21 protein-coding genes and 2 pseudogenes are annotated in these 23,613 nt (G+C 63.7%); 9 read left to right on the top strand and 14 right to left on the bottom strand.

Annotation, left to right across the window (positions count from 1 at the left end; genetic code table 11):
* The first annotated feature begins 238 nt into the window (after positions 1-238).
* From KH389_RS07875 to KH389_RS07865, 3 genes are read left to right on the top strand one after another with little or no spacing between them, the layout of a single operon-like run.
* On the top strand, positions 239-1,612 hold the full coding sequence (locus KH389_RS07875) for a TolC family outer membrane protein (protein WP_043864130.1): 1,374 nt from the start codon (positions 239-241) through the stop codon (positions 1,610-1,612).
* A 28-nt stretch (positions 1,613-1,640) separates the two neighbouring features.
* Positions 1,641-3,794, top strand: a complete 2,154-nt coding sequence (locus tag KH389_RS07870; protein ID WP_043864131.1) for a type I secretion system permease/ATPase — start codon at positions 1,641-1,643, stop codon at positions 3,792-3,794.
* Between the two features lie 11 nt (positions 3,795-3,805).
* Positions 3,806-5,161: an HlyD family type I secretion periplasmic adaptor subunit gene (locus KH389_RS07865; RefSeq protein WP_043864132.1), complete on the top strand. Its 1,356-nt coding sequence runs from the start codon at positions 3,806-3,808 to the stop codon at positions 5,159-5,161.
* A 6-nt stretch (positions 5,162-5,167) separates the two neighbouring features.
* Here KH389_RS07865 and KH389_RS07860 read toward each other — a convergent pair whose 3' ends face one another.
* From KH389_RS07860 to KH389_RS07850, 4 genes and pseudogenes are all read right to left on the bottom strand, one after another.
* The gene (locus KH389_RS07860) at positions 5,168-5,761 is read right to left on the bottom strand and encodes a tRNA-uridine aminocarboxypropyltransferase (protein WP_058541545.1); all 594 of its coding nucleotides are present in this window, start codon (positions 5,759-5,761) and stop codon (positions 5,168-5,170) included.
* A 76-nt stretch (positions 5,762-5,837) separates the two neighbouring features.
* Positions 5,838-6,335 (bottom strand): annotated as a pseudogene (locus KH389_RS27705) (methyl-accepting chemotaxis protein); the annotation flags it as partial.
* Positions 6,336-7,121: 786 nt separating this feature from the next.
* A pseudogene (locus KH389_RS27700) lies at positions 7,122-7,403 on the bottom strand (PAS domain-containing protein); the annotation flags it as partial.
* 136 nt (positions 7,404-7,539) lie between these two features.
* Positions 7,540-8,433 carry a LysR family transcriptional regulator gene (locus KH389_RS07850; protein WP_043864135.1) on the bottom strand — a complete coding sequence of 298 codons (894 nt, stop codon included), beginning with the start codon at positions 8,431-8,433 and terminating at the stop codon, positions 7,540-7,542.
* A gap of 223 nt (positions 8,434-8,656) precedes the next feature.
* Between KH389_RS07850 and speB the strand changes: the two genes are divergently transcribed.
* Together speB and KH389_RS07840 are read left to right on the top strand one after the other, a co-directional pair.
* Positions 8,657-9,607, top strand: coding sequence for an agmatinase (gene speB / locus KH389_RS07845; RefSeq protein WP_213607194.1), 951 nt, complete (start codon positions 8,657-8,659; stop codon positions 9,605-9,607).
* A 138-nt stretch (positions 9,608-9,745) separates the two neighbouring features.
* Positions 9,746-11,125: a sodium:solute symporter family protein gene (locus KH389_RS07840; protein WP_043864137.1), complete on the top strand. Its 1,380-nt coding sequence runs from the start codon at positions 9,746-9,748 to the stop codon at positions 11,123-11,125.
* A gap of 484 nt (positions 11,126-11,609) precedes the next feature.
* On the opposite strand, the gene KH389_RS27570 is transcribed toward KH389_RS07840, so the two are convergent.
* Both KH389_RS27570 and ptrR read right to left on the bottom strand, forming a co-directional pair.
* The gene (locus tag KH389_RS27570; RefSeq protein WP_286900691.1) at positions 11,610-11,735 is read right to left on the bottom strand and encodes a PA1414 family protein; all 126 of its coding nucleotides are present in this window, start codon (positions 11,733-11,735) and stop codon (positions 11,610-11,612) included.
* Between the two features lie 111 nt (positions 11,736-11,846).
* Entirely contained in the window at positions 11,847-12,746 is a 900-nt protein-coding gene (ptrR, locus tag KH389_RS07835; protein WP_088514513.1) for a putrescine utilization regulator PtrR, read from the bottom strand.
* Between the two features lie 104 nt (positions 12,747-12,850).
* On the opposite strand from ptrR, the gene KH389_RS07830 reads away from it, so the two are divergent.
* On the top strand, positions 12,851-14,026 hold the full coding sequence (locus tag KH389_RS07830; RefSeq protein ID WP_116053171.1) for an MFS transporter: 1,176 nt from the start codon (positions 12,851-12,853) through the stop codon (positions 14,024-14,026).
* On the opposite strand, the gene KH389_RS07825 is transcribed toward KH389_RS07830, so the two are convergent.
* Both KH389_RS07825 and KH389_RS07820 read right to left on the bottom strand, forming a co-directional pair.
* Positions 13,974-14,858, bottom strand: coding sequence for a DMT family transporter (locus KH389_RS07825; RefSeq protein WP_370409175.1), 885 nt, complete (start codon positions 14,856-14,858; stop codon positions 13,974-13,976). The two genes, KH389_RS07830 and KH389_RS07825, sit on opposite strands and share 53 nt — an antisense overlap.
* 143 nt (positions 14,859-15,001) lie before the next feature.
* A complete protein-coding gene (locus tag KH389_RS07820; protein WP_043864142.1) occupies positions 15,002-15,397 on the bottom strand; it encodes a hypothetical protein in 396 nt (131 codons plus the stop codon).
* A gap of 128 nt (positions 15,398-15,525) precedes the next feature.
* Here KH389_RS07820 and KH389_RS07815 point away from each other — a divergent pair, with 128 nt between their 5' ends.
* Positions 15,526-15,795, top strand: coding sequence for a hypothetical protein (locus tag KH389_RS07815; protein WP_213607193.1), 270 nt, complete (start codon positions 15,526-15,528; stop codon positions 15,793-15,795).
* Positions 15,796-15,869: 74 nt separating this feature from the next.
* Here the strand turns inward: KH389_RS07815 and KH389_RS07810 are convergent, their stop codons facing one another.
* Positions 15,870-17,198: a DEAD/DEAH box helicase gene (locus tag KH389_RS07810; RefSeq protein WP_043864144.1), complete on the bottom strand. Its 1,329-nt coding sequence runs from the start codon at positions 17,196-17,198 to the stop codon at positions 15,870-15,872.
* 142 nt (positions 17,199-17,340) lie between these two features.
* Between KH389_RS07810 and KH389_RS07805 the strand changes: the two genes are divergently transcribed.
* Positions 17,341-18,642: a mechanosensitive ion channel family protein gene (locus tag KH389_RS07805; protein WP_043864145.1), complete on the top strand. Its 1,302-nt coding sequence runs from the start codon at positions 17,341-17,343 to the stop codon at positions 18,640-18,642.
* Here the strand turns inward: KH389_RS07805 and KH389_RS07800 are convergent.
* The 5 genes from KH389_RS07800 to KH389_RS07780 all read right to left on the bottom strand — a co-directional run bounded on the left by KH389_RS07800 (position 18,583) and on the right by KH389_RS07780 (position 22,631).
* Complete coding sequence (locus KH389_RS07800) at positions 18,583-19,461, bottom strand: carboxylate/amino acid/amine transporter (protein ID WP_104572196.1); 879 nt, start codon at positions 19,459-19,461, stop codon at positions 18,583-18,585. The two genes, KH389_RS07805 and KH389_RS07800, sit on opposite strands and share 60 nt — an antisense overlap.
* Before the next feature lie 93 nt (positions 19,462-19,554).
* On the bottom strand, positions 19,555-20,493 hold the full coding sequence (locus KH389_RS07795; protein WP_244988698.1) for a hypothetical protein: 939 nt from the start codon (positions 20,491-20,493) through the stop codon (positions 19,555-19,557).
* Between the two features lie 45 nt (positions 20,494-20,538).
* Complete coding sequence (locus KH389_RS07790; RefSeq protein WP_213607192.1) at positions 20,539-21,360, bottom strand: hypothetical protein; 822 nt, start codon at positions 21,358-21,360, stop codon at positions 20,539-20,541.
* Positions 21,361-21,609: 249 nt separating this feature from the next.
* Positions 21,610-22,209 carry an FMN-dependent NADH-azoreductase gene (locus tag KH389_RS07785; protein WP_054914940.1) on the bottom strand — a complete coding sequence of 200 codons (600 nt, stop codon included), beginning with the start codon at positions 22,207-22,209 and terminating at the stop codon, positions 21,610-21,612.
* Between the two features lie 107 nt (positions 22,210-22,316).
* A complete protein-coding gene (locus KH389_RS07780; protein ID WP_043864149.1) occupies positions 22,317-22,631 on the bottom strand; it encodes a hypothetical protein in 315 nt (104 codons plus the stop codon).
* 50 nt (positions 22,632-22,681) lie between these two features.
* Between KH389_RS07780 and KH389_RS07775 the strand changes: the two genes are divergently transcribed.
* Positions 22,682-23,605, top strand: coding sequence for a PA3225 family LysR-type transcriptional regulator (locus tag KH389_RS07775; RefSeq protein ID WP_043864150.1), 924 nt, complete (start codon positions 22,682-22,684; stop codon positions 23,603-23,605).
* Positions 23,606-23,613 lie beyond the last annotated feature (8 nt).

The raw sequence follows: 23,613 nt of genomic DNA, 5'->3' as shown, positions 1-23,613 counted from the left end.
TCGGACGCCCTGACAGGCCAACATCTGCGCCTGTTTTCGAGCTATCTGAAGAGAACAATGTCTTGCTTTGAGCACAGCGCATAAGTTTTTTTTCGCATATCGGTTATGAGAAATACTTCTTAGGTTGGCCGTTAAATGTTCTTAGCTCTGTTGTTACAAGCCTGAAACGGTTTGACCTCCATTTTTCGTCATTTTTTTGGCGATTGAGAGACCACAAGAAATCAGGGAGATGTCATCCATGCGCGTTTTGACCCCCATCAGCAGCGCGATTCTGTTCGCCATGATCTGTGCCAACGCGCAGGCCATGTCCTTGTCACAAGCCGTGCAGAGCGCCGTGGACTACCACCCGGAGAACAAGGCCGGGATCAATAGCCGGCTGTCCGCCGACGAGGATGTGAAGGTGGCCAGAGGGGGCTACTTTCCCACCGTCGACCTGGTGGCCGGCTACGGACGCGAACGTTCAGACAACACCAACACCCGCGGCTTCAACGCCGACGGCAGCCGCAATCACAACAAGGAAACCCTGAACTACACCCAGTCCGAACTGCGCCTACGCCAGATGCTGTTCGACGGCTTCAATACCGCCAATGAAGTGGGCCGCACCGAGGCCGTGGTCAATTCACGCGCCTACTACGTGCAGGCCACCTCCGAGACCATCGCCCTGCGCGCCATCGAGGTGTACCTGGAAGTGCTCAAGCGCCGCGAGCTGGTGACCCTGGCCAAGAACAACCTGCAGGCACACCTGCGCGTCAACGACCAGATCGGCCTGCGCAGCGAGCGCGGCGTGGGCAGCAATGCCGACCTCGACCAGTCCACCGCACGCCGGGCGCTGGCCGACAATAACCTGTACACCGCCCAGGTCGACCTGGCCGATGCCGAAGCCAACTTCATCAGCGTGGTCGGGCGTGCCCCCGACGAGCTGGAAACCCCGGTGTCGATCAAGGGCGAGATGCCCGGCGACCTGACCCAGGCGCGCCAGGCCATGTTGCAGAACAACCCCTACCTCAAGTCGGCCCAGGCCGACATCCAGGCCGCCGAGCAACAGTACGAAGTGGCCAAGTCGCCGTTCTACCCGCGCCTGGATGCAGAGCTCGCCACCGGCGCCAACAACAACATCGCCGGTGAACCCGGGCATGCCAACAGCGATTGGCGAGCCGGCGTGGTGATGAGCTACAACCTGTTCAAGGGCGGCAGCGACAAGGCCCGCCTGCAGTCGGATGCGCACAAGATCAACCAGGCCATGGACATCCGCAACAACGCCTTGCGCACCCTCAACGAAAACCTCGCGCTGTCGTGGAACGCCATGACCAACGCGCGCCTGCAAACCCCGACCGCACGCGAATACGCCGACACCACCACCCGTGTGCGCGCCGCCTACCAGGATCAGTTCGGCCTGGGCCAACGCACCCTGCTCGACCTGCTCGACAGCGAGAACGAGCTGTACAACGCCAACCGTCGCTACACCGAAGTGCGCTACACCGAGGAGTTCTCGATGTACCGGGTGCTGGCCAACATGGGCGAGTTGCTGAGCAAACAGAAGATCTCGCTGCCACCGGAGGCCATTGCACGCAGCGAAGTCAGAAGCGACGCCACGCTGCCGGACCTGCGTTGAACACGTTCGACCGCCCGAGGAGCCGCCCATGACCAGCATGCAGCCGGCCGGCACCGCCGACCCGCGCCAGAGCTTCGATGACCCGTTGCTCGACGGGCTGCTGATACTGTGCAAGCTGCACGGCGCTGCGGTCAGTCGCAGCAGCCTGTGTGCCGGCCTGCCGCTGGCCGAACAGCGCATGAGCCTCGACCTGCTGCCGCGCGCAGCGGCCCGGGCCGGCCTGCAGGCACGGGTACTGCGCCGCGAGCTGGGCGCGATCTCGGCGCTCAACCTGCCGGTGCTGCTGTTGCTTGCCGATGGCCGCAGCGCCGTGCTGCGGCGCTGGGGCGAGAACGACCAGGCCCTGATACTGCCCAGTGAAGCCGAAGGCGGCGAGCAGTGGGTCAGCCGCCAGGAGCTGGCCGACGTCTACAGCGGCCAGGCCCTGTTCGCACGCCCGCGCCACGAGGTCGAAGACCTGCGCACACCGCTGCTGCCCAGGGTCAACGCCTGGTTCCGTGACACCCTCAAACAGTCGCGCTGGCTCTACAGCGACGCCTTGCTGGCCAGCCTGCTGATCAACCTGCTGGGCCTGATGGTGCCGCTGTTCGTGATGCAGACCTACGACCGGGTGGTGCCCAACCAGGCCACCTCCACCCTGTGGGTGCTGGTCATCGGCCTGATGCTCGGCACCCTGTTCGAGCTGGTGCTGCGCGTGGTGCGTGCGCACCTGCTGGACCAGGCCGGCAAGAAGACCGACCTGATCCTGTCGGCCACCCTGTTCGAGCGCATCACCGGCATGTCGATGAAGGCCCGCCCGGCCACCATCGGCGGCTTCGCCCAGAGCATCCACGACTTCCAGGGCCTGCGCGAATTCCTCACGGCGGTGACCCTGACCAGCGTCATCGACCTGCCCTTCGTGGTGCTGATGCTACTGGTGATCGGCCTGCTGGGCGGCTGGCTGGTGGTGATTCCGCTGGTGGCCTTTCCGATCACCATCGCCTTTGCGCTGTTCATCCAGGCACGCCTGCGCGATACCGTGGAAAAAAGCCTGAGCCTGGGCGCGCTGCGCCAGGCGCTGCTGATCGAGACCCTGGGCGGCCTGGAAACCCTCAAGGCCTGCGGGGCCGAAAGCGAGCGCCAGCACCAGTGGGAAAGCACCCACGGCGCCCTCACCCGCCTCGACGTACAGGCGCGCAACCTTTCGGCACTGGCCACCAACGGCACCCTGTTCATCCAGCAGCTGTGCGGCATGGCCACCATCGTGGCCGGGGTGTACAGCATCATTGCCGGCAACCTCAGCGTGGGTGCCCTGGTGGCCAGCTACATGCTCGGCAGCCGCGTGCTCGCACCATTGGGCCAGATCGCCGGGCTGATCACCCGCTACCAGCAGGCCCAGCTGACCATGCACAGCACCGACGCGCTGATGGCCCTGCCCCAGGAACGCCCAGCCGGCCAGCAGACCCTGGAGCGCACCCAGTTGCACGGCGCGCTGCAGGTCAGCCAGGTGACCTTCCGCTACAACGGGCAGAACGCCGCAGCGCTGGACAACGTGAGCTTCACGGTCAAGCCGGGCGAGCGCATCGGCATCATCGGTCGCAGCGGCTCGGGCAAGAGCACCCTGGCACGCCTGCTGATGGGCTTCTACGAACCCGAAGAGGGGCAGATCCTGCTCGACAACCTCGACCTGCGCCAGCTCGACATCGCCGACCTGCGCCAGCAGCTCGGCTACGTGGCCCATGACCTGCCGCTGCTGGCCGGCAGCCTGCGCGACAACCTGACCCTGGGCGCACGCTACGTCAGCGATGCGCGCATGCTCGAAGTGGCCGAGATGACCGGCGTGAGCGAACTGGCCCGCCAGCACCCGCAAGGCTTCGAACGGCCGGTGGGCGAGCGCGGCATGCTGCTCTCCGGCGGCCAGCGCCAGACCGTGCTGCTGGCCCGCGCGATGCTGCTGGAACCGCCGATTCTGATCCTCGACGAACCCACCAGCCATATGGACAACAGCAGCGAAGACCAGTTGCGCCAGCGCCTGCACGGCTGGGTGCAGGGTAAGACCCTGCTGCTGGTCACCCACCGCACCTCGATGCTCAGCCTGGTCGACCGCCTGGTGGTGCTGGACAACGGCAAGGTGGTGGCCGACGGGCCCAAGGACGCGGTCATCGATGCACTGCGCAAGGGCCGTGTCGGCTCTGCACTCTGAGGGGTATCAGCATGTCTGCATTGTCCGGCCTGGGCGATTACATCCGCAGCTTCGGCAAGACTGCCGAACGCGAGTACATGCCTGACCTGGCCGGCGCGACGCTGCAGGACTCGCCCCGCCTGTCGCGCATCACCGTGTGGCTGGCGGCAGGCTTGCTGCTGGTGGCACTGGTGTGGGCCAAATTCGCGGTGCTCGATGAAGTCACCATGGGCGAAGGCAAGGCCATCCCGTCGAGCAAGGTGCAGGTGATCCAGAACCTGGAGGGCGGCATCGTCACCGAGATCTTCGTGCGCGAGGGGCAGATGGTGAACAAGGGCGACACCCTGCTGCGCCTGGACGACACGCGCTTTCTGTCGAACAAGGGCGAAAGCGAAGCCGACCGCTATGCCCTGACCGCGCAGGTCGAGCGCCTGTCCGCCGAGGCCGAGGGTCGCCCCTTCCAGCTTTCGGAGGTGGTACGCAGCAAGGCCCCGCAGGTGGCCGAGGACGAACTGTCGCTGTACCAGTCGCGCCAGCGCCGCCTCACCAGCGAGAAACAGACGCTCAACGAGCAACTGCGGCAGAAAACCCAGGAGCTGGCCGAGTTTCGCTCCAAACTGGAGCAGTACCGCTCGGGCCTGGCATTGCTGCAGCAAGAGCTGAACATGTCCACGCCGCTGGTGGGCACCGGCGCGATTTCGCCGGTGGAGATCCTGCGCCTCAAGCGCAGCGCGGTGGAGGCTCGCGGCTCGCTGAACGCCACCAGCCTGGCGATTCCGCGGGCCGAAGCGGCGGCGGCGGAGATCCGCAGCAAGATCGAGGAATCCGAGGCAGGCTTTCGCTCGGAGGCGGCCAAGGAACTCAACGACAAGCGCACCGAGCTTTCGAAGATCACCGCCACCAGCATCGCCATCGACGACCGCGTCACCCGCACCACCGTGGTGTCGCCGGTGCACGGCATCATCAAGCTGCTCAAGGTCAACACCATTGGCGGTGTGGTGCAGCCGGGCAGCGACCTGCTGGAGATCGTGCCGCTGGAGGACAACCTGCTGATCGAGGCCAAGGTGCGCCCACAGGATGTGGCCTTTCTGCACCCCGGGCAGACCGCGATGGTCAAGTTCAGTGCGTACGACTACACGATCTATGGTGGCCTGAAGGCCAAGCTGGAACTGATCGGCGCCGACACGGTGACGGACGACAAGGGCAACGCGTTCTACCTGATCCAGGTGCGCACCGACAAGAACCACCTGGGCGGGGACAACAAACCGTTGCTGATCATCCCGGGCATGACCGCCACGGTGGACATCATCACCGGGCACAAGAGCGTGCTGGATTACCTGCTCAAGCCGGTGCTCAAGGCTCGCACCGAGGCGTTGCGCGAGCGCTAGCGCCCATCAACGCAGGTGGTTGCGCTCGTAGGTCTGTTGCCCCATCGCCGCAATCTGCCCCTCGATCAGGGCATCGAACGGCCGCAGCAGCGCATCGAACAGCGCCGGCGCCTCCAGCACGTTCAACGCCTGCGTCACTGCCTCGATGGTCGACAAGGCGCCCTCCCCGGGTGCCTTGCGCAACCGGTAGCGCGACGGCTGCAACGCCCCCAGCGTGACCCGTGGCAACGTTGCCAGCAAAGGGTTCACATGCAGCAACTTGCGCGCCTTGCGCCAGGTGCCGTCGGGCACCACCAGCAACCACGGTCGCTCATCGCCAGCATAAGCCTGTAGCGCCTGCGCGCCCTCACCCGGGAACAACAGCCCGGTGCGATACCCCGGCTGCGTCAGCCACTGCTCGAGATCCTCGAACACCTCGCCCACCCGCAACTCGGCATTGCGCAGGCCAAGCGCCGCCAGCCTGGCGGTGTTCAAGGCATGGTTCACTTCGCTGGGATGCTGCAGCAGCAGTACACGGGTGCGGCTGTCCAGGCGGGGGATCAACGCGCAAAGGCAATGGGTTTGTGGGCGCAGGCAGCGCTCGCAGTGAATTCTGGACATCGGGTTCTCCTGGGGCGCGAAGTGTGCCACAGCAGGCCCGCGAAATACCTCACCGCCCTGGGTCAAACGCGCGGATTCAGCGATTGAAGCGTTCGGCCAGGCTGTACAGGTAGTCGGCCATGCGCTGCAGGTCCTGGCTGATCTCGGCGCCCTGCTTGGCCTGCCCGGCGCTGTGGTCGCACAGCTGGGCGATGCGCGTGATCTGCTGGTTGATGTCTTCGGCCACATGACTCTGCTGTTCCGACGCCGTGGCCATCTGCTGGCTCATGCCGGTGATGCGGCTGACCGCCTGGCTGATGCCCACCAGCGCGGTCTGCACGGCCTCGACACTGTGCACGCTGTCACGCGAGATCTGCTCGCCGCGGCTGGCACTGCTCACCGCCCGCTCCGCCCCGGCACGCAGGCTGGCGATGATCTGGTGGATTTCCTCGGTCGAGACCCGCGTGCGCTGCGCCAGCGACCGCACCTCGTCGGCCACTACGGCAAAACCGCGGCCCTGCTCGCCGGCCCGCGCCGCCTCGATGGCGGCATTGAGCGCCAGCAGGTTGGTCTGCTCGGCGATCGAGGTGATCACATCCACCACGCTGCCGATGGACTGGGTTTGCCCGGCCAGTTCGTTCACCGCCTGGCCGATCTCGGTCACCGCATCGGCCATGCTGCCCATTGCCTGCAGGCTTCGTTGTGCCAGGTCGCTGCCCTGGCGGGCCAACTGGTCGGCATCGGACGCCGCCGTGGCGGTGTCCTGCACGTTGTGGGTGACCTGCTGGATGGTCGCCGCCATCTGCGCAATGGCGGCCGCCGACTGGTCGGTCTCGCAGCGCTGGCGGTCGAGCATCTGCGCCTGGGCCCCGGACAGGTCGCTCGATTGCGTGGCCCGTGCCTTGACCCCGACGCCGGCGTCCACCAGCCGCGTGAGCGCGGTCTGCAGGCGCGCTTCCTCGCTGATGATCGCCAGGTCCAATTGCCCCTGCAGGCCCCGGTTGTCACTGTAGGTCAGCGCTACCAGCGGGCTGGTGAAGGCCCTGGGGTGCTCGGCCAGGGTACGCCGGATCATCCGGTCGTGATTGGCCTCGATCAGATACCAGGCACTGAGCAGGCTGGCCATCAACACGCCCAGCGCCGCGTACTGGGGCAGCCACAGGTAGCCGGCGGCCGACAGCAGCGCCGCCCCTACCAGCGGCCAGCCCAGCTCCAGTTGCACCGCTGCACGCGCGGCCCAGGACATGGCGCCCCGGCCCTGGCGCAAGCGTGCATACAACGCCGTGGCTCGACGGATCTGGTCCGGGGTGGGCACCGAGCGCACCGACTCGTAGCCACTGATACGGCCATCCTCGTAGATGGCCGTCACGTAGGCACTGACCCAGTAGAAATCGCCGTTCTTCGCGCGGTTCTTGACCACCCCCATCCAGGGCTTGCCTTGCTTGAGGGTGTCCCACATGTGCCCGAACACCGCGGGCGGCATGTCCGGGTGGCGTACAAGGTTATGGGGCTGGCCCACCAGTTCGTCGTAGGTAAAACCGCTGATGCTGACGAAGGCGTCGTTGCAGTAGGTGATGCGGCTGTTGAGGTCGGTGGTGGATATCAGGCGCTGATCGCTCGGGAAGGTTCTTTCATGCTCAGTGACGGGCAGATTCGTACGCATCTCGGCGATCCCTGCTTGGAAGATGTTGGGAATTTTCAACAAGCAAGAACAGGTTTAGCAGAGCATTTACGGGCTTGTAGGGCTTGTCTGAAGGATTTTTCTTCTATTTGCGCAAAAGATTTTCATGCGCATCCGATCAGGCTGGCGTGAGCTGCGCCTTGAGGCGGTCGCGAAAGGTCTGGATCAAGGGTTCGCGGCTGCGGCCCCGGCGAATGATCAGCGAGAACGGCGCCTGATAGCCGAAGGTCGCCGGCGACAGCACCCGCAGGTCGCCCTTGTCCACCCAGGCCTGGGCATAGTGTTCAGGCAGGTAGCCGATGTAGGCCCCCGACAGTACCAGGATCAGCTGTGCCTCCATGCTCTCGACCGTGGCGGCGCTGTGCTTGAAGCCGTGGCGGGCCAGTTCGGCCTGGCTCCAGTAGCCTCGACCGACCATGCGCTGCTGGGTGATCACCTGTTCGGGAATGCGCCGCTCGGTGAACAGCGAATGCCGGTTGCTGCAGTACAGCCAATGCTGCTCGCGGTACAACGGCTGATACACCAGCCCGCTCATGCGCGTGGAGAAAGCGCCGATGGCCAGGTCCAGGCGGTTGTCCTGCACCCCCAGTTGCAGTTCGTAGGGGCTGGACACCGACAGGTGCAGGTGCACGGCCGGGTGTTCGAGGCTATAGGCACCGATGGCGTCGGCCAGCGGCAATGCGCGATCGCCGACCGTGGAGTCGATCACCCCCAGGTTCAGGGTGCCGCGCAGCTCGCCCTTGAGCGCCGCCGCGTACTGCTCGAAACCGTCCATTTCGGCCAGCAGGCGCAGGGTCTCCTGATGGAACAGTTCGCCCTTGCTGGTGAGGCTGAAGCCGCCGCGCCCACGGTGGCACAGCACGATACCCAGCGCCGACTCCAGCTGGCTCATGTAGGTACTGATGGCGGACGTGGACAGGTTCAGCTCGCGCTGGGCATTGGCGAAGCCCTGGTGGCGTACCACGCTGACGAAGATGCGCAGCAATTTCAGATCAGGCAGGGCCGAGGCCATGGCAAAGGCTCCAACAGGGCAACGAATACGCGCCAGTCTACCCGCTGATCGCCATTAGTTCATGAAAACCTGAAGTAAGTATTTGCCTGTAGCGATTCTCTTGGCGCACTACCTTTTGCAGACTCTGCGCCAATGCACCTGTCCTCGCGCATTGCTGCACCTGTTCGCAGGGCGGCCGGACAGGTTCCAACAACTAGAACAATCCAAACCGTGAGGCCCGACCGTGGACAAGATTCTTCACCAACCACTGGGCGGCAACGAAATGCCGCGTTTCGGCGGCATCGCCACCATGCTGCGTCTTCCCCACCTGCCCAGCGCCGCCGGCCTGGACGCTGCCTTCATCGGCATCCCGCTGGACATCGGCACCTCGCTGCGTTCCGGCACCCGCTTCGGCCCGCGCCAGATCCGTGCCGAATCCGTGATGATCCGCCCGTACAACATGGCCACCGGCGCCGCCCCGTTCGACTCGCTGTCGGTCGCCGACATCGGCGACGTGGCAATCAACACCTTCAACCTCCTCGACGCGGTGCGCATCATCGAAGAGGCCTACGACGAGATCCTCGAGCACGACGTGATCCCCATGACCCTGGGCGGCGACCACACCATCACCCTGCCGATCCTGCGCGCGCTCCACAAGAAGCACGGCAAGGTCGGGCTGGTGCACATCGATGCCCATGCCGATGTCAACGATCACATGTTCGGCGAGAAGATCGCCCACGGCACCACCTTCCGTCGCGCCGTCGAAGAAGGCCTGCTGGACTGCGACCGCGTGGTGCAGATCGGCCTGCGCGCCCAGGGCTACACCGCCGAAGACTTCAACTGGAGCCGCAAGCAGGGCTTTCGCGTGGTGCAGGCCGAGGAGTGCTGGCACAAGTCGCTGGAGCCACTGATGGCCGAAGTGCGTGAAAAGGTCGGTGGTGGTCCGGTTTACCTGAGCTTCGACATCGACGGCATCGATCCGGCCTGGGCACCGGGCACCGGCACCCCGGAAATCGGTGGCCTGACCACCATCCAGGCGATGGAGATCATCCGTGGCTGCCAGGGGCTGGACCTGATCGGTTGCGATCTGGTGGAGGTCTCGCCGCCCTACGACACCACCGGCAACACCTCGTTGCTCGGCGCCAACCTGTTGTACGAAATGCTGTGTGTTCTGCCTGGCGTAGCGCATCGCTAACGGCCATCGGCCTGGAGTTTCACCCCCGGATGGAGCCTTTCGGTGGGCCGTACACGCGGCCCGCTTGCGGATGAATGACGCCTGGCGCACGCCACCGGCGATCGATCTCACCATAATAAAGATAATCGGAGACACCCCATGGCCTTGGACATATTCGTTGTATTGATATACGCCGCCGGCATGCTGGTACTGGGCTGGTTCGGCATGCGCCGCGCGAAGACCCACGAAGACTACCTGGTGGCCGGGCGCAATCTGGGCCCAAGCCTGTATATGGGCACCATGGCCGCCACCGTGCTGGGCGGCGCCTCTACCGTCGGCACCGTGAAGCTGGGCTATGTGCACGGCATTTCCGGCTTCTGGCTGTGCGCCGCGCTGGGCCTGGGCATCATTGCCCTGAACCTGTTCCTGGCCAAGCCGCTGCTGCGCCTGCGCATCTTCACCGTGACCCAGGTGCTGGAAAAGCGCTACAACCCCATGGCCCGCCAGGCCAGCGCCGTGATCATGCTGGCCTACGCCCTGATGATCGCCGTGACCTCTACCCTGGCCATCGGCACCGTGCTGCAGGTGCTGTTCGACCTGCCGTTCTGGGGCGCCATCCTGCTCGGTGGTGGCGTGGTGGTGGTCTACTCGACCATTGGCGGCATGTGGTCGCTGACCCTGACCGACATTGTGCAGTTCGTGATCAAGACCGTGGGCCTGATGTTCATCCTGCTGCCGATCTGCCTGTACCGGGTGGGCGGCTGGGACGAACTGGTGGCCAAGCTGCCGGCTGCCAGCTTCAACCTGACCACCATCGGTTGGGACACCATCATCACCTACTTCCTGATCTACTTCTTCGGCATCCTGATCGGCCAGGACATCTGGCAGCGCGTGTTCACTGCCCGTGACGAAAAAGTCGCCCAACGGGCCGGTACCACGGCCGGTGTGTACTGCGTGATCTACGGCCTGGTGTGTGCCCTGATCGGCATGTGTGCGCATGTGCTGCTGCCTGACCTGGGCAATGCCAACAATGCGTTTGCGGCAATCGTGAAGTCAGCGTTGCCCGACGGCATCCGTGGGCTGGTGATTGCCGCGGCCCTGGCGGCGATGATGTCCACAGCCAGTGCCGGCTTGCTGGCTGCCTCCACGGTGCTGACCGAAGACCTGCTGCCCAAGCTGCGTGGCGGCAAGCAGTCGAGCCTTGGCATCAACCGGTTGTTTACCTTGCTTACGGGTATTGCGGTGCTGGGGATCGCGCTGGTGGTAGTGGATGTGATCAGTGCATTGACCCTGGCGTACAACCTGCTGGTGGGCGGCATGCTGGTGCCGTTGATCGGGGCGATCTACTGGAAGCGTGCAACCACGGCCGGGGCAATCACCAGCATGGGGCTGGGGTTCGTGACGGCGCTGGTGTTCATGTTCAAGGATGGGATGGATGCCAATACGCCGATCTACTACAGCCTCGCGATCGGGTTGGTGAGTTTTGTGGTGGTGAGTTTGATGTCGCGTCGGCCGGTGGGCGCGGTGAATCTGGCATAGGACGCCCCGCCTGGGTAGCGGGGTGGAGGGTCATGGACGACCTGTAGGAGCGGGCCTTGCCCCGCGAAGGCAGCAACGCGCCTGGGTCAGCAATAGGCTCTGTAACATCGGCAAGCGCAGGCTTATCCAGCATGGATGCAGCCAGCAAGGGCCCCTTCCGCTCTTACAGCGGCTTACTTTTTTCTTGGAAAAAGTAAGCAAAACCGCTCCCGTCCATCATCCGGCCCTACGCTTCGCTACGGGTCCCCTCATTCCACCAACGCTCCGTGGGGCCACGCCGAACGGGCATCCCTGCCCGTCGGCGCTTTACGGGCCATCCATGGCCCTCCACCCCACTACGCGCAGGTTCCATTCGGCCTCCTGGGGGACGGGAAGATCAAAAGCCAAAGCCAAAGCCTTTCAGGGATTTTGTGGGAATGGGGACGGCTGAAAAATCGCAAAAGAATACCGACGCATTGCGCAATGCGTCGGTTTCAGCAGCACGCTAGCGCCGAGGTTGGCGTTTGCGTTGCTCCTCATCGGTAGGGATCGGTACAGGCTGCATGGGTGGCGGGACAAGCCCCAATGCCACAGCCAGGTCGTGGAGCCAGTTGAACAGATCGTTTCTCATAACTCCCCCTCACGGGTCATCTGCGCGCGAAGTACGGCGGCGGCGCTACAAACTCATCATAGCCCCATGTGCAGCATCACGCCCGGGTAAAAACTTCTCTATTGATTTCAGTCAGGCACGCAGGGCCACCTCGGCATCATCGCTCACCTGCCCCTTCACCGCTTCCTGCACCGCTATCCAGGCACTCAGGTTGGCCCCGCACATGCCCTTGCGCCACATCAGCCAGGTGGTGGTCTGGTCGAACGGCGACTGCAACGGGTGCACCGTGACCCGTTCACGGCCCGGCAGGCTTTCAAGCATCGAGGTCGCCATCAACGCCACACCCGCCCCGGCGATCACGCAGGCCAGCATGCTGGGATACGATTCGATTTCCATCACCCGCCCCATCGCCGCACGATCATGGGCGTACCAGGCCTCCAGCCGCATGCGGTACGAGCATCCCTGGCGAAACGTGAACACCGCACGCCCAGCCACATCCCGGGCACTGTGCACCGGCGGGTGGTCGGCCTCGGTGAGCAGCACCAGGGTCTCCTCGCACAAGGGCACCCCGTCGAGCCCGGCCAGGGCCAGCGGTCCATCCACCAGCGCCGCGTCGAGACGCCCGCTGAGCAGCCCTTCGAGCAATTCGCCGCTGGGGGCGGTCTGCACCTGCAGGTTCACCGCCGGGTAAGCTCGGTGATAGCGCGCCAGCAGCTCCGGCAGATGAATGGCCGCTGAACTGTACATGCTGCCCAGCACGAAATTCCCCGCCGGCTCGCCCCCCTGAACCGCCGCAAAGGCTTCGTCATGCAACGCCAGCATGCGTGCGCTGTAGTCCAGCAGCACCTTACCAGCCGGCGACAGCTGCAGGCGCTGGCGCTCGCGCCGAAACAGCTCCACGCCCAGTTGCTCTTCCAGCTGGCGCAGGCGCGTGGACAGGTTGGAGGGCACGCGGTGCAGGCGCTCGGCCGCGCGGGTGATCGACCCCTCTTCGGCGACCGCCTGAAAGATGCGCAGTTGACTCAGCTCCACGGCAATTCTCCAAAACTGAACAAGTTTCTCATCATTATTCAATTTTTATGAAAGTCAACCCGCAGTAGCCTGACGGTCAACGCTCATCGCACAGGAACCCCACCATGTCCTCGACAATGCGCCTGCTGGCCAGCTTCGTTGCCCTGATGATGGCCATGGGCATCGGCCGATTCGCCCTCACCCCGCAACTGCCGCACCTGATCAGCGAAGGCCAGATCAGCCTGACCGCCGCCGGGCTGGTAGCTGCCGCCAATTACCTGGGCTACCTGCTCGGCGCCCTCGACGCGATGTTCGCGCACCGCCCCGCCCAGGTGCGCAAACGCCTGCTGGCCGGGTTGTGGCTGTGTGTGCTGCTGACCCTGGCCTCGTTCTGGGCCCACGGGTTCTGGCCGCATATCGCGCTGCGCCTGGGCACCGGCATCGCCAGTGCGTGGGTGGTGGTGACGCTCACCGGCATGACTCAACACCTGGCCGCTCAAAGCCGGCAACCGCGCCTTGGCGCACTGGTGTTCGCCGGCCCTGGCATGGGTATCCTGCTCACGGGGATGCTGGCACTGGGCGCCAATCTGCAGGGCCTGGGTTCGGCACCGCTTTGGCTGATCTACGCCGCCGTGGCGCTGCTGATGCTGCTGGTGATCCAGCCCGCGCTGCCACACCCGCAACCAGTGCCCGCGCACAAGGCCACCGCGCAGGGTGCGACACCCGGCATCGGGCGGCTGGGGCTGATCTATGCACTGTACGGGGTGGGATACATCATTCCGGCCACTTTCATGTCACAGATGGCCAGCGCACGTTTTCACGGCCAGTGGCTGGCCGACCTGTTCTGGCCGGCCTTCGGCCTGGCTGCCGCCATGGGTGTGGTGCTGGTCAGCCTGCGCCGCCCGCACCACGGCAGCACGGCGCGCTGGCTGATGGCAACGTTGTGGCTGCAGGCCGCCGGGGTACTGGCCTGCCTGCTGGGCAGCGGCGCCGGCCTGGCGCTGGGTGTACTGCTGTGCGGCACGCCGTTTCTGGCCTGCATGCAGTTGGTGATGCAGCGCTCGCGCGAACTGGCCCCCCACGCCACCCACCGCAATGCCGGCCTGCTGACCACCTGCTTCGCCCTCGGCCAGCTCAGCGGCCCGCTGCTGGCGGCGTTGAGCAATCAGTTCAGCGCCAGCCTGCAACCGGCGCTGGTAGTGGCCGCCAGCGGCCTGATCATCGCCGGGGCCCTGCTGTTGCGCCCGGCTACTGGCCGAGCAGGCGCCGCAGACGCCTGCGTACCCACTGCTCGGCACTGACCAGGGTAATGCCCAGCAACACGCAGACGGCGCCCAGGATGAAGTTCAGGCTCAACGGCTCGCCCAGCAGCAACACGCCGAACGTCACCCCGAACAACGGGGTGATGAACGAGAACACCGCCAGGTTGGACGCCAGGTAGCGACGCAGCAGCCAGAACCAGGTCAGGTAGCTGAAGAACGACACCACCACCGCCTGGAACAGCACGCTGCTGATCGATGTGGCGGTCAGCGTCACATGGCCGACCTGCCCGGTCAGCACCGCGATCAGCAGCAGGCCGACGAAGCCGACCATCAGTTGGTAGAACAGGGTCAGGGTAGCCGGTGCCTCCGACAGGCGCGAAGCCCGCACCACGACGGTGGTCGCGCCCCAGGCCATGCCGGCCATCACGCCCATCGCATCGCCCAGCAGCATGCGCCCATCGAGGTTGTCCAGCGACAGTCCGCCGGCAAAGGCCACGGCAATGCCGGCGAACGCCAGCAGGATGCCGAGCCACTGCAGCGGGCGCAGGCGCTCGCTGGGCAGCATGAAGTGCAGCCCCAACGCAGTGAACACCGGCGCGGTGTAGAGGAACACCGACATGTGCGCCGCGGACGTCAGTTGCAGCCCTTCGGCTATCAGCAGAAACTCCAGGCCGAACAGCGAACCGGCCAGCAGACCGCCCTTCCAGGTAGTGCCCAGCTGTTCCCAGCCACCCCGCCAGCACATCAGCAACGCGACCATCAGTGCCGAGATGCCCGAACGCGCGGCGGCCTGCATCACCGGTGCAATGTCCGGCGCGGCCCACTTGATCATGACCTGCTGGATGCCCCAGATCAGGCACAGGCCCAGCATGACCTGCAGAGCGAAGGTGTCGGTATTCTTACGAAGGGCGCTCAAGGGCGACCCCCATTATCGCGGCACGGCATGGCAGGCTCTCGGCAATAGTGGATCCAGCGCCGATTATCAGCGCCTGCTGCCAGCGATTACCAGCCCGATCAGGCGATTTGTGCCTTTGACGCCACTTCGTCGAAGGTCGCCTCATCCAGTGCATCAGCCTGCTCGTTCAACACCTGGCGCGGATGATCATTGCCCGGGATTGCGCTGTCGATAAGGCTGAGCAGGCGCGAGCCTCGTTGGGTAAGGACGAAGTTCTCGCCATTGCCCCCTTCCTCTTCAGGGCGCGTCTCGATAAAGCCGCGCTCGAACAGCAGCTTCTCGTATTCGCAGGCCTTGGTCTTCAGATGATCAAGCTCCGGCACTGCATCGCCTTTGGCAGCCAGGCCGGCAGCATGCTGCTCGGCATACGGGCGCGGGGTAAAGCTGTGGCCGGCGCCGTTCTGCACTTCGTGCAGCAGGCGCTCCATCAGGTCCCAGTCATAGGTAGTGCTCATCGGTCCAACCTCCAGCAAGGGGATGTAAGGGTGTGACAGGCGCGCGCGGCAGCGGTTCGACTGAACTTTCCGGCCGGCACAGCCCTCCACCGAACACCTTCGCCCGTAATGGAACACGAGGTCCGACCATGAAAACGCTGATGAGCATCACCGCTGCCGCTGCCCTTCTAGTTGCCGTGCCCACCTGGGCCTGCACGCTGGAAGAGGCCACGCAGAAACGCGAGGAGCTGGCCAAGGAGGTCAGCAAACTGACGGAGCAGAACCCGCAGAAGGCCAAGGAGATCAATGAAGAATTGCAGGGGATGAAGCTGGGAACCGAGAGCAAGGACCTGCCGGACAAATGCCAGCTGATCGACAAGCGCATGCAGGAACTGAAGGCGGCAGAGAAGAAAGTCTGAATCGAGGATGACGCGTTCGCTGGCAAGACAGCTCCTGTAGGAGCCGGCCTTGCCGGCGAATAGGCCCTGCAACCTTACTCGGCAGCCGGTGCCGGCTTGCGCTTCTTCAGCGGTGCCATGCCGTCCTGGCTCACCAGGGAGGGAGCATTGGGCTTGGGCTTGGCGGTCGGCTTGCGTTTGGCCACCACCTTCTTGTCGGTCTTCTTGTCGGTCTTTTTCTTCTTGACCCCGGCGGCCTTGCCCGACGCCTTGACCTTCTTCGGCCCGGTATAGGTGCCTTTGACTTCCTTGATGGTGCGGCGCTCGAAGCTCTGCTTGAGGTAGCGCTCGATGCTCGACATCAGGTTCCAGTCACCATGGCAGATCAGCGACACTGCCAGACCTTCGTTGCCGGCGCGCCCGGTACGACCGATACGGTGTACATATTCGTCGCCGCTGCGCGGCATGTCGAAGTTGATCACCAGGTCCAGGCCGTCCACGTCCAGGCCACGGGCCGCGACGTCGGTCGCCACCAGCACCTTGGCGCCGCCCTGCTTGAGGCGCTCGATGGCCAGCTTGCGGTCCTTCTGGTCCTTGTCGCCGTGCAGCACGAATGCCTTGATGTCCTTGGCCACCAGGTGCCCGTAGATACGGTCGGCCATCACCCGGGTATTGGTGAAGATGATTGCCTTCTGGTAGGTCTCGTTGGCCAGCAGCCACTGCACGATCTGTTCTTTGTGCTGGTTGTGGTCGGCGGTGATGATCTGCTGGCGGGTGCCGTCGTTGAGCTGGCTGACGGTGTTGAGCATCAGGTGCTCGGGGTCTTTGAGTACCTTGCCGATCATGTCGCGCAGGCCGGCACCGCCAGTGGTAGCCGAGAACAGCAGGGTCTGCTCGCGGTTCGCGCACTCGTTGCACAGACGCTCGACGTCTTCGGAAAAGCCCATGTCGAGCATGCGGTCGGCTTCGTCCAGCACCACCGCCTGCACATGTTCAAGGTGCAGGTTGCCGGCATTGAGGTGTTCGAGCATGCGCCCCGGGGTGCCGACCAGGATGTCCGGCACCTTGCGCAGCATGGCGGCCTGTTCCTTGAAGTCTTCACCACCGGTGATCATGCCGGCCTTGATGTAGGTGAACTGGGCGAAACGCTCGATTTCCTTGAGGGTCTGCTGGGCCAGCTCGCGGGTCGGCAGCAGCACCAGGGCACGGATCTCGACACGGCTCTGCTTCAGGTCCACCAGGCGGTTGAGCACGGGCAGCATGAAGGCGGCGGTCTTGCCGCTACCGGTTTTCGCCGTCACCCGCAGGTCACGCCCTTGCAGCGCCAGGGGGATGGCCGCCGCCTGCACAGGCGTGGGCTCGACAAAGTTCAGTGCGGCCACGGCTTTGAGCAGGCGTTCGTGCAGGGCGAATTGGGAAAACACGGGTGTACCTCGGGCAAGTGCAGAAATTCAGCCATATAGGGTAACGTTTTCCGGCGCTCACGCCGAATTTCTTTTGGCATTGTCACGACTTTCCGCGTTCTAATTGCACTTCCACTCTTTTTGCGGACACCTTTACTAAGGCATGGATATTCAATTGTTCTGGCAAAACGCCCTGGATCTGTGGGGCACCCTCGATCAGCACCCGCTGCTGCACGCCGGCCTGGGCCTGGCGGTACTGCTGCTGGCCGCCCTGGTACTGGGGCGTGTGGCACGCTTCATGATCCTGCACGCCGTCCGGCTGCTGAGCCGCCAGCCGGCCCTGCACTGGCTCAACGACCTGCTGCACAACAAGGTATTCCAGCGCCTGGCGCAGATGGTGCCCTCGCTGGTGGTGCAGTTCGGCCTCAAGCTGGTGCCGGAGCTCAGCGCCACCAGCCAGCATTTTCTGGGCAACGTGGCGCTGGCGTTCACCATTCTGTTCCTGGTGCTGGCCATCAGTGCACTGCTCGATGCCCTGCTCGATATCTATGCCCGCACCGAACATGCGCGTACCCGTTCGATCAAGGGCTATGTGCAACTGGCCAAGATGGTGCTGTTCGTGTTCGGCGCGATCATCATCGTCGCCACCCTGATCGACCGCTCGCCGTTACTGCTGCTGTCGGGCCTGGGTGCGATGTCGGCGGTGATCCTGTTGGTGTACAAGGACACCCTGCTGTCGTTCGTGGCCAGCGTGCAACTGACCAGCAACGACATGCTGCGCGTCGGCGACTGGATCGAGATGCCCCAGGTGGGCGCCGACGGCGACGTGGTGGACATCACCCTGCACACGGTCAAGGTGCAGAACTTCGACAAGACCATTGTCTCTATCCCCACCTGGCGCTTGATGTCCGAATCGTTCAAGAACTGGCGTGGCATGCAGCAGGCCGGCGGTCGGCGCATCAAGCGCAGCCTGTTCATCGATGCTGGCGGCGTGCGCTTTCTGACCGATGAAGAAGAGCAACGCCTGGGCAAGGTGCGCCTGCTCACCGACTACATGACCCGCAAGCGCAGCGAACTGCAGGCCTGGAACGAAGCCCAGGGCCCTGTGGCAGCGCTGTCGGCCAACCGCCGGCGCATGACCAACATCGGCACCTTCCGCGCCTATGCCCTGGCGTACCTGAAAAGCCACCCGGACATCCAGCCGAACATGACCTGCATGGTGCGTCAGATGCAGACCACCGCCCAGGGCGTGCCCCTGGAAATCTACTGCTTCACCCGCACCACCGCCTGGGCCGATTATGAACGTATCCAGGGCGATATCTTCGACTACCTGCTGGCCGTGATGCCCGAGTTCGGTCTGGGCCTGTACCAGCAACCCAGCGGCAGCGACCTGCGCGCCGGGCTGCTACCGGCCGGTGCCGTTCGCGAGCAACGGGCGTTGAGCACCGAGTCGGCTGAGCCATAGCGAGGCCAGTATCACCGCACCACCGATGAACAGCCGGCCCAGCGGCTCGTGCTGGTTCCAGATCAGCAGGTTGAGCATCAGCCCGACCGGCACATGCAGGTTGTTCATCACCGCCAGGGTGCCGCCTGAAACCAGGCAGGCGCCCTTGTTCCACCAGTACAGCCCCAGCGCCGTCGGGCACAATCCCAGAAACAGCAGCACCAGCCACTGCACGTCGGTGCTGGGCAGATGCTGCGCGTTGCCGAACAGCAGGAAGGCCGGCAGCACCACCAGCAGGGCGCCCAGGTAGAAGTAGCCGAAGCGTCGGTAGTGCGGCAGGTCACTGGGGTAACGGGCAACCAGGTGCTTGTACAGCACCTGACCGGCGGCATAGGTGAAGTTGGCCAGTTGCAGCAGCACAAAGCCCATGAAGAAGTCCGGGCTGATGCGGTCGAAGCGAATCACCGCTGCGCCCCCCACCGCCACCAGTGCGGCCACCAGTGCCCACGGGTTGAAGCGCCGGTTCAGGGCATCCTCGATCAGGGTCACGTGCAAGGGTGTAAGAATGGTGAACAGCAGCACTTCGGGCACGCTCAGCACACGAAAGCTCAAATACAGGCACACATAGGTGATGCCGAACTGCAACGCGCCGATCAGCAGCATGGCCCGCATGAAGCGCGGCTCGACCTTGCGCCAGCGGGTCAACGGCAAAAACACCAGGCCGGCCAGCAGTACCCGCGCCAGCACCGCGAAGTAGCTGTCGACATGCCCGGCCAGGTATTCGCCGATCAGGCTGAAGGAAAACGCCTGGATCAGCGCGACGATCAATAAGTAGCCCATGTATGCCCCCTGATATGCAGGCGGCGACCTTAGCGGTTGACCAACGGGCCGGCAACCGCTTTTGAAAGGCCTGCACTCAAGGTGCCAGCAGGCTCAACGGGTCTGATCGGCCGTGATGAACTGGAAGCGTGCGGGGGTGGCGCCAGAGGGCAAGGTCACCGCGATGATCGGCACCAGGATGCCCGTCTGGCTGAAGAAGTCCCGCTGATCCGCCTGCGCCCCCGCCCTTCCGCTCGCGCTCCCGCCAATATAGAAGAAGGCTTCCATCGGCAATTGCCGACCGATGTTCTGCGGCCACAGGGCCATGCGCACTTCGTTCTGGATGCCACCAAGGTTGGCGCCGGGCAGGTTTCTGGCACGCAGGCTCTGATAGAACGCGATGGCGCCTTCTTTGTTGAGTTCATCGCGAACATTGAAGCCGCACTGGCGTGCATTGATCCGGTTGGCGTTGTAATGCGCCAGCCATTGTTCGGCTGTACCGATGCCCTGCGCCCTGCACTCGCGACTCACCGTGGGATAACCGACATTCTGCCCGCACCCCTGCGATTCTCGCCTGTTGGAATCGGCGTCCACAGGAAACGAGCACAACACACGCGGCTTGTATTGATTGTTGGCGTACAAGATAGGCACGAAGATGAAGCCGTTAGTGTACCCATAGGCCAACCGACTGAACGCAGAGTCGGCACGCAGGTAGGAGAACGACACGCCCGAGGCGGTAGGGTTCGGGTTCCACGAATGAAACGCCGGGCTGTTCTGCGTAGCGCGCATGAGGATGCCGCTGCACAGAAAGGCCGGCGCGCTGGAGGCGTCACAGTTCTGCCGGGTGTCGCGGTAACGTTCCTGCAGGTGGCGTGCAACCGTGGCTCCGGAAACAGCCGCCGTACCTGCACGGGACTGCAATGCAGCGGCCTGGACCGTTGGCGGCACCGAGCTTGCCTGCGCAAACTCGTCACTGGCAGGCTGCACCGGCGCCCGGCTGGCGCAGGCTGTCATCAGGCTGATCAACAGCAACAGTGTGAACGTGTTCAACATGGTGCCTCCCTGCGCTCGCGCCGGCTTTGAACCCTTGCTTGCGGGTCACGCCTTGCTTGGCGGGCGTTTCGCAGGTTTGCCAGGCACTTTCGCAGGTGCTTCTGACGCCTTCGCAGGTTTTTTCACCGGCACTTTCGCAGGGACCTCAGGCGCCTCCTCAGATGCCGGGGGCACCTCCAGGCTCGGGATATAAAGCAGCCTGGAAAATTGCCAGTCCGAGCCCGTAACCGCTTCAAGCGCATAATTGAGCCACACTGGCTGGCCTCTGTTCTGCTGAAACCAGCTCAGTGGAATTTCAAACTGGGCTTTACCACCCTCCATGGATTTCCACCCCAGGTCCTCATGCCCTGTCATGGTGAAACCTCTTAGACGAACCTTGTGTGAACGGTGCCATTTGGGATATGTAACCGTGGCCACGCGAGAACCGCGGTCAAGTTTTGGCCGGTCCAATGGATCGAAACTTTGGACTTGCACCGTATAGTAACGACTCTGCGAAACCACCCATGCTCCGCCATTCCTGCTCAGCGCGAAATTTACCTGTGCCGTTTGACCGGAACTGCTGTACATCAGCGCTTTTGGACAAGAAGAGTACAGCGCTTGCGGCGGGTTTTTGATGACTTGCACGGGCAAATCGAAGATGATACCGGAAGGTTCGACAATTCTTACCCTGACCCTGTCACCGGCGTACATGCCGGCTGATATGAGCGTCCTGACTGACAAAAAATCCGTATTGCTGCCGCAGTTGTAGATCCCCCTTATCAGGAAATACCTTCTCGACGGGTCTTGGGGGTAATCGGGATGTGGAATCGAACAGTCGATCGTCGGGGCATCCCAGGCATATAGCTTGGACTCAATTTTAGCAGGCATAGGTACGCATCCTTATATCCGCGAGGCAAGTTACAAACTTTCACTGCGGAAAGTCTGTCCGTCACCTGTATATAAACAGCTAGGCATTCAAGCGCGCACCTGACAAAACTGTCAGTTCTCTATAAACAATCAACCTGGCAATGACAAGTTTTATAACCACCCACAAAAAAGCCCGGTCAAACCAGTGTCTGACCGGGCAGGTACACCCAAAGGAGCAAAGGTGTCAGGCGGGGGGAAAATCGGTACGGCTCAAGCTACCGCAGCCAGCAGCGCCTTGGCCTGGTTCAGGCCTTTTTCGTGGAAGTCGCCGCCCATGTTCAGGCCCTCGGCGTGAATGAACGTCACCTCGTGAATGCCGATGAAGGCCATCACCTGGCGCAGGTAGGGCTCCTGATGGTCGCTACCGGCCCCGGCGTGGATACCGCCGCGGGCCGTCAGCACATAGGCGCGCTTGCCGGTCAGCAAGCCCTGCGGGCCGGTCGGGGTGTATTTGAAGGTGACGCCGGCACGCAGCACATGGTCGAGCCAGGCCTTCAGCGTGCTGGGGATGGTGAAGTTGTACATCGGCGCCGCCAGCACCAGTACATCGGCGGCCAGCACTTCGTCGGTCAGTTCGTTGGAACGTGCCAGTGCCTGCACTTCTTCGGCGCTGCGCTGGGCTTCGGGCTTCATCCAGCCACCCAGCAGATGGCTGTCCAGGTGGGGTACCGGGTTCAATGCCAGGTCGCGCACGCTGATCTGGTCGGCCGGGTTGGCCGCCTGCCACTGGCTGATGAAATCACGGGTCAGCTGACGAGACACGGAGTCCTGCAGGCGGGCGCTGCTTTCGATGATCAGTACGCGGGACATGGGTTGCCTCCATCGGCAAGTTCGCTAAGTCGATGGAGGCAAGATTAGAGATTGACCTATCGATAAAAAAGCGTAAAAACTGGGTTAAATCTATCAGTTAACCTGTTTTATTGCGGTTTGCAGTCCAGCGCGATGCGCAGCTTGAGGATTTCGCGGTTGAATTTGGCCGTCACGTCGACGCTCTTTTTCGCCGGTACCTGTATGCGCCGTACCCTGGGGGCCTCCGGGCCGTTGCGGAAGGTGACCTTGCACGTCGCTGCCACATCGCCGTAGTTGTTCAGGCTGATCGAGCCGATGTCACGGTCGGTGTCGTAGGTGGTGTAGTCAAGCTTCACCCCGTCGGTGTTCTTGGTCACGTCGATGGGGTAGGCCAGGGCCGTCAGCGGCAGCAGGGCCAGCAGTGCAACACAGATTTTCTTCATAACGGCGCTCTCCATGAAAGTGCGCCAGCTTAGGACAACAGGAGCCGAAGATGAAAGCGCCGCGCGTTACCCTGGATCAGTGGCGGACTCTGCAGGCGGTGGTCGACCACGGCGGCTTTGCCCAGGCCGCCGAAGCCCTGCATCGCTCCCAATCGTCGGTGAGCTATACCGTGGCCCGCATGCAGGACCAGCTCGGCGTGCCGTTGCTGCGCATCGACGGGCGCAAGGCGGTGCTCACCGATGCCGGCAGCGTGCTGCTGCGCCGCTCGCGCCAGTTGGTCAAGCAGGCCAGCCAGCTCGAAGACCTCGCCCATCACATGGAGCAGGGTTGGGAAGCCGAGGTGCGCCTGGTGGTCGATGCCGCCTACCCCAATGCCCGACTGGTACGTGCCCTGAGTGCGTTCATGCCGCAAAGTCGCGGCTGCCGGGTGCGCCTGCGCGAGGAGGTGCTGTCAGGGGTCGAGGAAGTGCTGCACGAAGGGGTGGCGGACCTTGCCATCAGCGGCTTCAGCATCCCCGGCTACCTGGGCACCGAATTGAGCGCGGTGGAGTTCGTGGCCGTTGCACACCCCGAGCACAGCCTGCACCGCCTGGGCCGCGAGCTCAGTTTCCAGGACCTGGAGAGCCAGTTGCAGGTGGTGATCCGCGACTCTGGCCGGGCACAACCGCGGGATGTGGGCTGGCTGGGCGCCGAACAGCGCTGGACGGTCGGCAGCCTGGCCACCGCCGCCACCTTCGTCAGCAGCGGCCTGGGCTTTGCCTGGCTGCCACGCCACCTGATCGAGCGCGAACTGCGCGAAGGCGTGCTTAAGCCACTGCCGCTGGACCAGGGTGGCAGCCGTCACCCGCTGTTCTACCTTTACTCGAACAAGGACAAACCCCTGGGCCCGGCCACGCAGATCCTCATCGAGTTGCTGCGCAACTTCGACACTGCGCCGCTGGACGTGCCCTTCGCCGCCCCCGCCCAAGCCTGACAGGTAAC

It is taken from the genome of Pseudomonas qingdaonensis, assembly GCF_018398475.1.
Classification (GTDB): domain Bacteria; phylum Pseudomonadota; class Gammaproteobacteria; order Pseudomonadales; family Pseudomonadaceae; genus Aquipseudomonas; species Aquipseudomonas palmensis.
The sequence above is the reverse complement of the archived record's forward strand: the minus strand, read 5'-3'. Positions and strand labels throughout refer to the sequence as shown.